We start from the raw sequence: 13,143 nt of genomic DNA on the forward strand, positions 1-13,143 counted from the left end.
TTTTAATCGGACAGCTCTTATTCTTTCGCCATGGCGTATTTTACGCCTGTGCAGGGCCGAATGCCTGCGGCAGAGGCCGGGCAGGCGCCGATATTACCTCATGGCTGGGGGAAGGCAAGCAGAATCGTGTCAGAACAGGTCGTGCTGGCGTGAAATCAGCTTGGAAAAGTCGTCGCCAAGAAAGGGCAGGATCGCGTCTGCCACCGGCTGCAATTGCTTGTCCAGGTAGTGTTCGTAGTCAATCGGCGAACTCTGCGTCTCCAGCGGTTCGGGACCGGCCAGCGTGATCACATAGCTGATCCAGCCGCCGCTCTGGTATTGCAAGGGCCGACCCTGCGCCAGATTGTAGGCGTCGGCCGTGCGCGCCGCGCGCACATGGGGCGGCACGTTGCGCAGATAGTCGCCCAGCGGGCGGCGCAGGCGCTTGCGGTACACCAGCAAGGCATCGTGTTCACCAGCCAGGGTGCGCTCCACGTAGTCGCGCACATAGTCCTGGTAGGGCGCACGCTGGAAGATGCGCAAATACAGGGCTTGCTGGAATTGCTGGGCCAGCGGTGTCCAGTCGCTGCGCACCGTTTCCAGGCCCTTGTAGACCATCTGTTCGCTGCCGTCAGCTTTGCCGACCAGCCCGGCATAGCGCTTCTTGCTGCCTTCTTCCGAGCCGCGGATGGTGGGCATCAGGAAGCGCCGGTAATGGGTTTCGAACTGCAGTTCCAGTGCACTGTCGAGGCCGAATTCATCGCGCAGATGGTGCGCCCACCAGTCGTTGACGTGGGCCACCAGCGCGCGGCCGATCTTGCCGGCCGCCTCGTCGTCATGCGCGGTTTTCAGCCACACAAAGGTGGAATCGGTGTCGCCATAGATCACCTGGTAGCCCTGTGCGGTAATCAGCTCGCGCGTGCGGTGCATGATGTCGTGGCCGCGCAGGGTGATCGACGAGGCCAGGCGCGGATCGAAAAAGCGGCAGCCGCTCGATCCCAGCACGCCGTAAAACGCATTCATGATGATTTTCAGCGCTTGCGACAGCGGCGCGTTGCGCTCGCGCTTGGCGAGCTCGCGGCCTTGCCACACCTGGTTCACGATGGCGGGCAGGCAATGCTTTTCGCGCGAAAACAGGGCGCCCCGGTAGCCGGGCACTGGATGGACTTCCCCTTCACGCGTGCCCACCACCAGCCCCACCGGGTCGATCAGAAAGGTGCGGATAATCGACGGATACAGGCTTTTATAGTCGAGCACCAGCACCGAATCGTACAGGCCCGAACGCGAATCCATGACGAAGCCGCCCGGGCTGTTGTCGCCCTGCACGTCACCGAGGTTGGGCGCCACATAGCCTTGCCGGTGCATCAGCGGCAGGTACAGATGTTCGAAAGCGGCCACCGAACCGCCGCTGCGGTCGGCCGCCAGCCCCGTCACGCTGGAGCGTTCCAGCAAGAAGGTCAGCAAATCGGTTTTCGCAAAAATGCGCGTGACCAGTTCGCAATCTTTCAGGTTGTAGCGGGCCAGGGCCGGCTTGTCTTCGCGAAAGCGGCGGTCGATCTCGGCCATGCGCTGATACGGATTGTCGATCGATTTACCCTCGCCCAGCAGGGTTTGCGCCACGTTGTCCAGGCTGAACGAGGAAAAATTCCAGGTGGCCGATTTCAGCGCATCGATGCCGTCGATAATCAGGCGGCCGGCGGCGGCCGCAAAATAATGCTCCTGTTTGCCGCCATGTTCGCGCCATTCCAGTTCGGCACCGCCGCGCCCCAGCTTCAAGGGCACCCGGTGGCGCTGGGCCTGCTCGCGCAGCACGCGCAGGTCGAACTGCACCACATTCCAGCCGATGATGGCGTCCGGGTCATGGATTTCCATCCAGCTGTTGAGCCGTTCGATCAACTGGCCGCGGCTGGTGCAGTATTCCAGCTCGAAATCGAGTAGCTCGTCGCCGCCATTTTTCGGCCCCAGCATATACACCTGGCGCTGGCCGCAGCCTTCAAGCGCGATCGAATACAGTTCGCCATGGGCCGTGGTTTCGATATCGAGCGAGGCCAGTTTCAAGCCGGGGCGGTAGCCTGGCGCCGGTTTCAAATGCATTTCCTGCCCGGGTTCGCCTCCGAAGATGACCGGCGCCGTGATAAAGCGCTCCATCAGATAGCGCTCGGGCGGGCGGATATCGGCTTCATACACATCCACGCCATGCGCGCGCAGGTGTTTCTCCAGCTTCAGCAGTTGCCGGTATTGCTTGCAATACAGCCCCAGCACGGGGCGGTGCTGGAAGTCGCACAGGCTCAAGGGCCGCAGCTCGGCATGGCGCTCGCCGCGCAGCAACAGTTCGGCCTGCTCTTTTTGTTCCAGCGGTATAAAGGCGACCGAAGTTTGCGGCGGCAGGCGCACCTGGCGCGGGCCGGCATCGGTCGCCAGCCAGAAATCAACCTGCGTACCGGTGCTGGTATCGTGCCAGTGGCGGGTCAGTATAAAGCCCTGTTGTAGTGATTGCACCGTTGACCTTGCTCTTGATTGGCTGTGCGCCGTCGTATTGGGCTGCATGGTAATGCAAATGGCCGCACGGTGCATGCGGTGCGGCACCGGCCACAGGCCTCTAGTAAAATAGTATTACCTTCACCGCCTGACCGGCCCGCTTTGCCGACATACCAGCCATGATGCCAGCCGCTACCGCTACGCAAGTCCCGTCTGCCCTGCAAGCCCTGAACCTCCTATCCTGCGACCAGGAACCGATCCGCATTCCTGGCAGTATCCAGCCACATGGCTTCTTGCTGGCCCTGCCGCAGGATGGCGAGCGGCGCGTGGTGCAGGTGTCGGCCAACCTGGCGCAGCACATCGGCGTGGCTTGCGAGCAGGCACTGGGGAAAGCATTGCCGGCGATTCTGGGCGAGCGTGCCGCTTCGCAGCTGGAAGCCGAGCTGGCGCGCGTTGAATTGAGCGCACAGCCCACGCACCTCGGTACAGTGCTGGTGGGCAAGGAGCGCTACTTCGATGTGCTGGCCCATGTTTTCGACCGCCTGCTGGTGCTGGAGTTCGAGGTCGTGACCCGTGCCACCCCGCCCGATTTTCGCCACCTGTATCCGAAGGTGGGCAGTTTTCTTCTGAAAATCAACGATGTGCACGATATCATTGAGATGAGTGCCATTGCTGCCCGGCAGATCCGCGACGTGACCGGTTTTGGCCGCGTACTGGTGTACCAGTTCGACCGCGACGGCCATGGCCATGTACTGGCCGAAAGCCTGGCCGATGGCTATGGCTCTTATCTGGGGCAGCGCTTTCCCGCCAGCGATATTCCGCGCCAGGCGCGCGAGCTGTACATGCTCAACCGCATACGCCTGATCCACGATGCCAATTACACGCCGGCGCGGCTGGTGCCGGACGTCAATCCCTTGACCGGCGCACCGAATGATCTGTCGCATGCGGCCTTGCGCAGCGTCTCGCCGATTCACTTGCAATACATGCGCAACATGGGCACCCTGGCGTCGATGTCGGTGTCGCTGGTCGTCAAGGGGCAGTTGTGGGGCTTGATTTCCTGCCATAACGAAACGCCGCTGCCGGTGGCCTTCGAGCAGCGCACCGTGTGCGAACAGCTGGGGCAGATACTGGCCTTGCGCATCGAGTCGCGCACCGATGCCGGCGAACTCGAGTTTCGCCTGGAAGTGCGGCGTACCATGGTCAGCATGCTGGCCGGCCTGACGCAGCAGAACGTCGACTTTGCCGACAGCTTGCGTGGCGTGTTTCCCGCACTGCTGCATTTTGGCCGCGCCAGTGGTGCTGCCATTGTCGTCGACGACCGCTTGCTGACCTACGGCGATGTGCCCGGTGACGAGGAGGTGCGCGAGTTAGTGCAATGGCTGGTCGCGAATAACCATGGAGAAGTGTTTCATACCGATCAGCTCAGCGCCCTGCATGTGCCGGCCAGTGCCTATAGTCGCGTTGCCAGCGGCCTGCTGTCGATGTCGATTTCACGCATCCACCCGCATTACCTGCTGTGGTTCCGGCCTGAAGTGGTGCAGTCCATCGACTGGGCCGGCCAGCCGCAGGAGAAGAGCGGGCCCGCCCAGTTGACGCCGCGCAGCAGTTTTGCCAGCTGGCGCGAAACTATCCACGGCATCAGCGCGCCCTGGCACGGTGGCGAGATCGAACTGGCGACCGAGTTTCGCGGCGCCTTGCTCGGCATCGTGCTCGAACGCGCCGAGCAGATGGCCGAGCTGGCCGAGGAACTGGGCCGCGCCAACAAGGAGCTTGAAGCGTTTTCGTATTCCGTCTCGCACGACCTGCGCGCGCCGCTGCGCCATATCGCCGGTTTTGCCGACCTGCTGGCGGACACGGCGGGCGTGGACGACCTGGACAAGCGCCGTCGCTTCCTGAAGAACATCAAGGATTCGGCGCGTCTGGCCGGCAAACTGGTCGACGACCTGCTGAGCTTTGCCCAGATGGGGCGCGCCGCGCTGCACCCGTGCATGGTCAATATGAACGAGCTGGTGCGTGGCTGCATCCAGAAGCTGGCGCTCGATATCCGCGAACGGCAGGTGGACTGGGCTATCGGCACCTTGCCTTCGGTCAGGGGCGATCCGACTTTCGTGCAACTGGCGCTGTACAACCTGCTGTCGAACGCCGTCAAATTTACCAGCCAAAAAGAGCTGGCGCGCATTGCCGTCACCGCCAGCGAGAACGCCGAGGAAGTGGTATTTCACGTGGCCGACAACGGCGCCGGCTTCAATATGGAGTATGTGCACAAGCTGTTCGGCGTATTCCAGCGCCTGCACCGGATGGAAGACTTTCCCGGTACTGGCATAGGCCTGGCCAATGTGCGCCGGATTATCGAGCGCCATGGCGGGCGGGTGTGGGCCGAATCGACGCCTGGTGAAGGCGCCACGTTCTCATTCAGTATTCCCAAAGACATCGTTACCTGAGGTTAGCCTGTGTTAAAACCCATTTTACTGGTCGAAGACAATCCACATGACCTGGAGCTGACCCTGATCGCCCTGGCCAAGAGCCAGCTGGCCAACGAGGTCATTATCTCCCGCGACGGGGCCGAGGCGCTCGACTACCTGTTTTGCCGCGAACAGTACACGGCGCGCGAGGTCGGTAATCCGGCCGTGGTGCTGCTCGATCTGAAGTTGCCGAAAGTCGACGGGCTGGAAGTGCTGAAGGAAATTCGCAATACGCCCGGGCTGCGCAGCATCCCGGTGGTGATGCTGACTTCGTCCAAGGAAGAACAGGACCTGTTGCGCAGCTACGAGCTGGGCGTGAACGCCTATGTCGTCAAGCCCGTCGATTTTGAGGAATTCGTGCGTGCGATTGCCGACCTGGGCATTTTCTGGGCCGTGCTGAATGAACCGCCGCCGGGTTCACACCGCTATATCAGGCCGCAATAAGGTTCAGGAAGTGCTGTTGCGCTGGCTCAGCAAATGCCGGATGCGGTTGCTGAGCACGTCGGGCGTGTACGGTTTTTGCAGCAGGTTGACACCGGGATCGAGCCGTCCTTCATGTGCCAGCACGCCTTCCGCGTAACCTGACGTAAACAGGATCTGCGTCTCGGGCAGGTGCTCGCGCACCGCCTCGCTCAGCTGCAGGCTGCTGATTTCGCCGGGCATGATCACATCCGTAAACACCAGGTCGATAGCGATGCCGGAGCGCACCAGGTTCAGTGCCGCGCCCGCATGGGGCGCCTGCAGCACGCGGTAGCCCAGCGCCGACAGCAGCTCGACGGTGGAGCGGCGCACTTCTTCCTCGTCCTCCACCACCAAAATGGTTTCCTGGCCGCGGCTGAGCGGCGCCACGGGCGCTTCCTCGACCACCAGCGCCTCCTGTTCATTGCGTAACAGGAAAATCTTCACGCTCGTGCCGACTCCCGGTTCGCTCTTGAGGATGATCTCGCCGCCCGATTGTTTGACGAAGCCGTACGCCATGCTCAGGCCCAGGCCGGTGCCCTGGCCGATCGGCTTGGTGGTGAAGAACGGCTCGAACGCGCGCTGCAGCACAGCCTGGTCCATGCCGATACCGGTGTCGGCAATTTCCAGCATCACATAATCTTCATTGCCCACTTCCGGCAACTGCATCGAACCGGCGCGCAGATTGCGTGCGCGCATGGTCAAGGTACCACCAGCGGCCATCGCGTCGCGCGCATTGATGGCCAGGTTCAGCAGCACGTTGTTGAGCTGGTTGGCGTCGACCATGGTGCTCCACAGGCCGTCTTCGATATCGGTCTCGATCATGGCGCGCGGGTCGAGCAGGCGCCGTATCATGTCGCCCATGTCGCGCAGCACCTGGCCCGGATTGATCAGCTGTGCCTGCAGCGGCTGGCGCCGCGCAAAGGCCAGCAAATGGGCCGACAGCTTGGCACCGCGCTCCACGCCGGCCAGCGCCACTTCGATGCGGCTGCTGGCCTTGTCGCTGACGCCACCGAGCAACTTGATCAGTTGCAAATTGCCGCCGATAATCTGCAGCACATTATTGAAATCGTGCGCCACGCCACCCGTCAGCTGGCCGATAGCTTCCATTTTTTGCGCCTGGTGCAGGGCCGACTGGCTGACGGCCAGTTCTTCCTGGCTCAGCCGCAAGGAGATAAAGGCAGCGTCGCGCTGCTGGCGGGCGATATACGCACCGCTGTGATAGCGTACCCTGGCCAGCAGTTCGCGCGGGTCCGGCCATTTCACCAGGTAATCATTGGCGCCGGTGGCAAAAGCCTTGACCTTGATCGACGGGTCATCCTCGGACGAAAGCAGCACCACCGGGATATGTTCGGTGGCCGGGTCGCCGCGCAGCATGCGGATCACGTCCAAACCGTCGGCGCCGGGCATGCGCAGGTCGACCAGCACGATGGTTGCGGCCGTTTCGCGCGCCAGGGTCACCGCCATTTCCGAACGTGCATCGTAGCGCAGGGCGACGCCCGCCTCGCGTTCGAGGCCATGGGCGATCAGATCGAGCGCGATGGCTTCGTCGTCTATCAGCAGTACGGAAATGCGCGGAGATTCTTGAGTCATAAGCAAGCCGGTTGGAAGTCACTATCCAGCGTCCCGAGCTGGCATGCAAATATTTTACATGAGCCTGATTGCTTGCATTGCCAAGCAATGCTGCCGTGCGCCGGTTTTCAGGCATTTGACCAGCGCGCCGCATGCCGCAGATGGTTGGGGCTATAATTTTTATCCCGAGAGTGCAAAAGCACCCCTTACCCTGGAGACGGTATGCAAGACATGAGTTATGTGCACGGTGCCCACGAGACACCGTTGATCGGCACCACCATAGGCGCTTACCTGGACGCCATCGCGGCACGCCATCCACAGCACGATGCCCTGATCGTGGCGCATCAACAGGTGCGCTGGACCTACAGCCAATTTCAGCAGCGCGTGCACAAGCTGGCCGCCGGCCTGCTGAAACTGGGCCTGCAACCGGGCGAACGGATAGCCATCTGGTCGCAGAACTGCGCCGAATGGGTGCTGACCCAGTTTGCCACCGCCAAGGCGGGCCTGATCATGGTCAATATCAACCCTGCCTATCGCCGTTCGGAGCTCGAATACGTGCTCGACAAGGTGAGCTGCAGCGCGCTGATCCTGTCGCCCAGCTTCAAGTCCAGCGACTACCTGGCCATCGTGCAGGACGTGGTGCCGGAGATCGCCGCCAGCCGTGCCGGCCAGTTGCAGTCAAACCGCCTGCCGCAGCTGCGCCATGTGATACGCCTGGGCCAGGAGGCCACACCGGGCATGTACAACTTTGATCACTTGATGGACGATATCACCGAGGCCGACCTGGCACACCTCGATGAGGTGAGCGCCAGCCTGCAATTCGACGATGCCGTGAATATCCAATTTACCTCCGGCACCACCGGCGCGCCGAAAGGCGCGACCCTGACGCACCACAATATCCTCAATAACGGATTTTTTATCGGCGAGGCCATGCGGCTTACCGAGCAGGACCGGCTGTGCATTCCGGTGCCGCTATACCATTGCTTTGGCATGGTGCTGGGCAACCTGGCCTGCGTCACGCATGGTGCGGCGATGGTGTTTCCCGGCGAAGGCTTCGATCCGAAAGCCGTGCTCGAAACGGTGCAGGCCGAGCGCTGCACGGGTTTGCATGGCGTGCCGACCATGTTCATCGCCATCCTCGACCATCCCGACTTCAGGCAATACGACCTGTCCACTTTGCGCACCGGCATCATGGCCGGCTCGCCGTGCCCGATGGAAGTCATGACGCGGGTGATTGAGCTGATGCACATGGACGAAATCACGATTGCCTATGGCATGACGGAAACCTCGCCAGTCAGTTTCCAGACGGCGATCGAGGACCCGCGCGAGATGCGGGTGTCGTCGATCGGCCGCGTGCATCCGCACCTGGAAGTGAAAATCATCGATGCCGAAGGGCGCATCGTGCCGCGTGGCGAAAAGGGTGAGTTGCTCACGCGCGGCTATTCGGTGATGCAGGGCTACTGGGGCGACCCTGAAAAAACCGCCGAGGCGATCGACGCGGCGCGCTGGATGCACACGGGCGACCTGGCGGTGATCGACAGCAACGGCTTTTGCAGCATCGTCGGCCGCTCCAAGGACATGGTGATACGCGGCGGCGAAAATATCTATCCGCGCGAAGTGGAAGAATTCCTGTATCGCCACCCCAGCGTGCTCGACGTGCAATGCGTGGGCGTGCCCGACGCCAAATATGGCGAAGAACTGTGCGCCTGCATTATTTTGCGCCCCGGCACGCAAGCGACCACCGCCGAAGACATCCGCGCCTTTTGCGACGGCCAGATCGCCTATTACAAGATTCCCCGCTATGTGCGCTTCGTCGAGGAGTTTCCAATGACGGTGACCGGCAAGATCCAGAAGTATCTGCTGCGCAAGCAGGTAGCGACGGACCTGGGCCTGGCAGCAGATTGATGGCGCTGCCTTGGTTTATTTCACCCGCTGGTACAGACGGAAGCGCTCGGCATCGTCGGTGGCGCGGCGGCCCTCCCACAGCTTGATCCAGTCGGTGCCATTTTGTTCCTGCAACTGCTCGCCGCCATCGCGTTTGCGGCTGCTGTCTTGCAGCAGCAACAGGTCGCAGCGCTGGTTGTCGACGCCGGCGAATGGCAGGCGGCCATAGTAGGCGAACGAGGCGCGCTGGGCCGCTCCCACATTGGTATTGATGCAGCCATTGCCTTGCGGCAGCTTGACGACAATCTGCTGCGCCACGCTGGCGTAGCTCTTGCTGTAGTTCAGTTCAGGCAGGAACAAGGTCATGATCAGCACCCAGATCAGGATCAGGCCGCCGGACGACAGCACCACGGCGCGCCATAACACGGCTGGCTGGCGCGAGATGCGCCAGTGCACCAGCGCCACCCAGCCAGCGGTGGCTGCGGCAGCGACAAAAAAGGCAGCCAGGCCCAGTTCTGGTTTGAATCCTGGCAACAGCTTCAGGGCGTTGTGAGCCAGCTTTGGCGGCCATCCCGTCAGGGCGGCAAACCAGAACAGCCACAGCATGAAGGCGCAGATTGTCAGCACCATCACCGAGAACCAGTCGATGGCGTTGATGGCGCCGCGCTTCATGGTCAAGAGGCCAAAGGCGGCCATCACGGCCAGCGGCGGCAGCAACGGCAGCAGTTGCGCCGGGTCGGGGTCGGGATGGAACATCGCCAGCAAGGCCAGCATGGCGACAAAGGTCAGTGGCACCACGATGTGCAGCACATGGTGCTGGCGGCGCCAGGCATACACGGCCCAGGCGGCGAACGGCCAGGCTGGCCAGAAGAACCAGATGCCGACGCGGAAAAAATACACTATGCTCTGGCGATCCGGCAGGCTGAACTGGCGATGGTTCCAGTTCGCCCAGGCTTGCAGCGGAGAATGGCCGTACGGTTGCAGCAATTCGCCCGGCAGCAGCCAGGCCATGGTCAGCAAGGTGCCGACCAGCACCGCCGCTGCCAGGTGGCCCACGCTGCGCAGCAAAGGCAGGCGCAGGAATACCGAACACAGCAGCAATGAGACGGTCAGCGCCGCCGGCGTGATCCAGCCGCGGGTCAGGGTCAGCCCGCCCAGCGCCAGGCCGATCAGGGCGGCGTTGCGCAGCGAGGCGCGTTCCACATAGCGCACGGCGCGGTACAGCATATAGGCCATCAGCGACACGTACAGCGCTTCGGCCGTGATGTCGTGGCTGTGTTGCAGCAGGCCCAGGCAGCCCAGGTAGATCAGGACGGCGGCGTCGGCCAGGGTACGGCCGAAGTCGTCCGGCTCGGGTTGGCCGCCGAAGGCCAGGCGCAGCGGCTGGGCGTCGCTGCGGCGGCCCAGGTTAAAGGCCGTGTACCATACCGACAGCGCACTGATGACGAAAATGCCAATGGTCGACATGCGCGCGGCAAACACTTCGTTGCCGATCCAGCCGAACAGCTTGATGAAGATGGCGCCCAGCCAGAATGCCAGCGGGCCTTCGTCGGGCATCGACATGCCGGCGATATTTGGCCACAGCCAGTCAGGCAGGCCGCCGTGCGCCATGGTCCACATGATGCCGAAGCTGGCGGCATCATCGTTCTTCCAAGGTTCGCGACCGATCAGGCCAGGCAGGATGTACAGCAGGCCAAGCGCAAACAAGGCCCATCGTGGCAGCGCGAGTGTGGCAGCGGCGGGAAGGCGGACTGGCTTCATCGATGGTGGTATCAGTAAAAAGGAATCTGGGACGCGTGTGGACGCGCCGGGCTAAGCGGCAGTATAAAGTAAAGCACTGGAAGACAAAAAAGGCAGCCGTGGCTGCCTTTTTTGTTGGCAGCCGAAGCTGCCTGTTTTTGCCGCAAGCGGCAAAAATCAGCCTGCTGCGATGGCGGTTTTCGAACCGACGGTACCGAATTTCTGACGGAACTTCTCGACGCGGCCAGCCGTGTCGACGATTTTGTGCTTGCCCGTGAAGAATGGGTGCGATTCAGCCGACACCTCGATTTTCACCAGCGGGTATTCTTTACCGTCGTGGGTGATTTTTTCGCGGGTCTGGATGGTCGAACGGGTAACGAATTTGAAATCGCACGACAGGTCGTGGAAAACAACTTCGCGGTAATCTGGATGGGTATCGACTTTCATGGTCTTCTCTCTAGTTTGGTAGCCAAACAGCACTTCGTCGGTCGTCTTGCTTCTTGACCCGATTGCCGATCACTTGCCAGGGTTTAAATAAATGCAACCGTCGATTATATAGCGCTTTGCAGGTGAGGGCAATAAAAAAGCCGCTCAATGAGCGGCTTGCGCTGTGGCGCATTGATATGACGCCACCGAGGGGAGGGAAACCGTAGCGAGCAGGCCCGATATACGGCCGAGTAGCACAGCTGTACGAAGGTACAGCGAGCAACACAGGCCGTAGAGCGGGACGCGCAGCAGGTTTACCCCCCTCGGCGCATCATGTCGAAGAATTCGGCGTTGTTCTTGGTGGCTTTCATCTTGTCGAGAATGAACTCCATCGCTTCGATCTCGTCCATCGAGTACAGCAACTTGCGCAGGATCCAGATTTTCTGCAGTTCGTTCGGCTTGATCAGCAGTTCTTCGCGGCGGGTACCCGATTTGTTCAGGTTGATGGCCGGGTAGACGCGTTTTTCGGCCAGGCGGCGTTCCAGATGGACTTCCATGTTGCCGGTACCCTTGAATTCTTCAAAGATCACGTCATCCATGCGCGAACCGGTTTCGATCAGGGCGGTGGCGATAATGGTCAGCGAGCCGCCTTCTTCGATATTGCGCGCGGCGCCGAAGAAGCGTTTCGGACGTTGCAGCGCATTGGCGTCGACACCACCGGTCAGGACCTTGCCCGAGGCGGGGATCACGGTGTTGTAGGCACGCGCCAGGCGGGTGATCGAGTCGAGCAGGATCACCACGTCTTTTTTCATTTCGACCAGGCGCTTGGCTTTTTCCAGCACCATTTCAGCCACTTGCACGTGGCGCGTAGCTGGTTCGTCGAAGGTTGAGGCGACCACTTCGCCGCGTACCGAACGCTGCATCTCGGTTACTTCTTCCGGACGTTCGTCGATCAGCAGCACGATCAGGGTGATGTCGGGATGATTCGCCGTGATCGCATGCGCGATATGCTGCAGGATCACGGATTTGCCGGACTTTGGCGACGCCACCAGCAAGCCGCGCTGGCCTTTGCCGATCGGCGCGATCAGGTCGATGATGCGGCCGGTGATGTTTTCCTGGCCATTCATTTCACGTTCCAGGCGCAGCGGCTCGTTCGGGTGCAGCGGCGTCAGGTTTTCAAACAGGATGCGGTGCTTCGACATCTCCGGCGATTCGCCGTTGACCTTGTCGACTTTGACCAATGCGAAATAGCGTTCGCCATCTTTCGGGGTCCTTACTTCGCCCTCGATCGAATCGCCGGTGTGCAGGTTGAAGCGGCGGATTTGCGAAGGAGAGATATAAATGTCGTCGGTCGACGCCATGTAGCTGGCGTCAGGCGAGCGCAGGAAGCCGAAGCCGTCAGGCAGCACTTCCAGGGCGCCGTCGCCAAAAATCTGTTCGCCCGACTTCGCGCGTTTTTTCAGGATCGCAAACATCAGCTCCTGTTTGCGCAAGCGGGCCGCGTTGTCAATGTCAAGACCGATCGCCATCTCAAGCAGGGCGGATACGTGTAGGGCCTTTAGTTCGGATAAATGCATATATGTTGAGTGTCCCGAGACGGGAGGTAAAGGTAGGGGAGGGGACTGCGTGGCGTTGATTAATTATCAGGGAAGGGACAGCGTATGGTGCTTCAAGCCGCTTCCCGGTCTATCCAATCAGGCAGCGCTGCGGGCGCAGCGCTGCCCATCATACATTAAATATTGCTGTCGACGAAAGCGGTCAGCTGGCCTTTGGCCAGGGCGCCAACTTTTTGCGCCGCAGCTTCACCGTTCTTGAACAGGATCAGGGTCGGGATGCCGCGGATGCCGAACTTGGCAGGTACTGCCTGGTTCGAATCGACGTCCATCTTGGCGATCTGGATGCGGCCGGCATATTCCTTGGCCACTTCTTCCAGGATAGGCGCGATGGCCTTGCATGGACCGCACCACTCTGCCCAGAAATCAACCAGGACCGGCAATTCGGATTTCAGGACGTCTGCTTCAAAAGAAGCATCGCTAATGTGTTTGATATTTTCGCTCATATTTTCCTCAAATGAGGGTGGGATCAATAATGCCTGGAATTAACCATACGCTGGTTCGCCATCCACGCTTCCTGAAGTACATCT

General features: G+C 61.0%; 9 protein-coding genes. 3 read left to right on the forward strand and 6 right to left on the reverse strand.

Features of this window, described 5'->3' with window-relative positions; translation table 11 throughout:
• Nucleotides 1–129: 129 nt before the first annotated feature.
• On the reverse strand, nt 130–2,478 hold the full coding sequence (locus ACQ4WM_RS13210; protein WP_436547130.1) for a DNA polymerase II: 2,349 nt from the start codon (nt 2,476–2,478) through the stop codon (nt 130–132).
• A 158-nt stretch (nt 2,479–2,636) separates the two neighbouring features.
• Here ACQ4WM_RS13210 and ACQ4WM_RS13215 point away from each other — a divergent pair, with 158 nt between their 5' ends.
• Nucleotides 2,637–4,898 (forward strand): ATP-binding protein, encoded by a 2,262-nt coding sequence (locus tag ACQ4WM_RS13215; RefSeq protein WP_436547131.1) that lies wholly within the window; start codon nt 2,637–2,639, stop codon nt 4,896–4,898.
• Nucleotides 4,899–4,907: 9 nt separating this feature from the next.
• The gene (locus tag ACQ4WM_RS13220) at nt 4,908–5,363 is read left to right on the forward strand and encodes a response regulator (RefSeq protein WP_436547132.1); all 456 of its coding nucleotides are present in this window, start codon (nt 4,908–4,910) and stop codon (nt 5,361–5,363) included.
• Between the two features lie 3 nt (nt 5,364–5,366).
• On the opposite strand, the gene ACQ4WM_RS13225 is transcribed toward ACQ4WM_RS13220, so the two are convergent.
• A complete protein-coding gene (locus tag ACQ4WM_RS13225) occupies nt 5,367–6,971 on the reverse strand; it encodes a response regulator (protein WP_436547133.1) in 1,605 nt (534 codons plus the stop codon).
• A gap of 201 nt (nt 6,972–7,172) precedes the next feature.
• Between ACQ4WM_RS13225 and ACQ4WM_RS13230 the strand changes: the two genes are divergently transcribed.
• Nucleotides 7,173–8,855 carry an AMP-binding protein gene (locus ACQ4WM_RS13230; protein WP_436547134.1) on the forward strand — a complete coding sequence of 561 codons (1,683 nt, stop codon included), beginning with the start codon at nt 7,173–7,175 and terminating at the stop codon, nt 8,853–8,855.
• A gap of 15 nt (nt 8,856–8,870) precedes the next feature.
• Here ACQ4WM_RS13230 and ACQ4WM_RS13235 read toward each other — a convergent pair whose 3' ends face one another.
• The 4 genes from ACQ4WM_RS13235 to trxA all read right to left on the reverse strand — a co-directional run bounded on the left by ACQ4WM_RS13235 (nt 8,871) and on the right by trxA (nt 13,059).
• Nucleotides 8,871–10,595, reverse strand: a complete 1,725-nt coding sequence (locus tag ACQ4WM_RS13235; protein ID WP_436547135.1) for an ArnT family glycosyltransferase — start codon at nt 10,593–10,595, stop codon at nt 8,871–8,873.
• Nucleotides 10,596–10,751: 156 nt separating this feature from the next.
• Nucleotides 10,752–11,021, reverse strand: a complete 270-nt coding sequence (locus ACQ4WM_RS13240) for a type B 50S ribosomal protein L31 (protein WP_308924273.1) — start codon at nt 11,019–11,021, stop codon at nt 10,752–10,754.
• A 293-nt stretch (nt 11,022–11,314) separates the two neighbouring features.
• On the reverse strand, nt 11,315–12,577 hold the full coding sequence (gene rho / locus ACQ4WM_RS13245) for a transcription termination factor Rho (RefSeq protein WP_034746249.1): 1,263 nt from the start codon (nt 12,575–12,577) through the stop codon (nt 11,315–11,317).
• Nucleotides 12,578–12,732: 155 nt separating this feature from the next.
• A complete protein-coding gene (gene trxA / locus ACQ4WM_RS13250; RefSeq protein ID WP_436547136.1) occupies nt 12,733–13,059 on the reverse strand; it encodes a thioredoxin TrxA in 327 nt (108 codons plus the stop codon).
• Between the last annotated feature and the right edge of the window lie 84 nt (nt 13,060–13,143).

The organism is Janthinobacterium longum (assembly GCF_051380735.1).
In the GTDB taxonomy this organism is placed as follows: Bacteria; Pseudomonadota; Gammaproteobacteria; order Burkholderiales; family Burkholderiaceae_D; genus Janthinobacterium.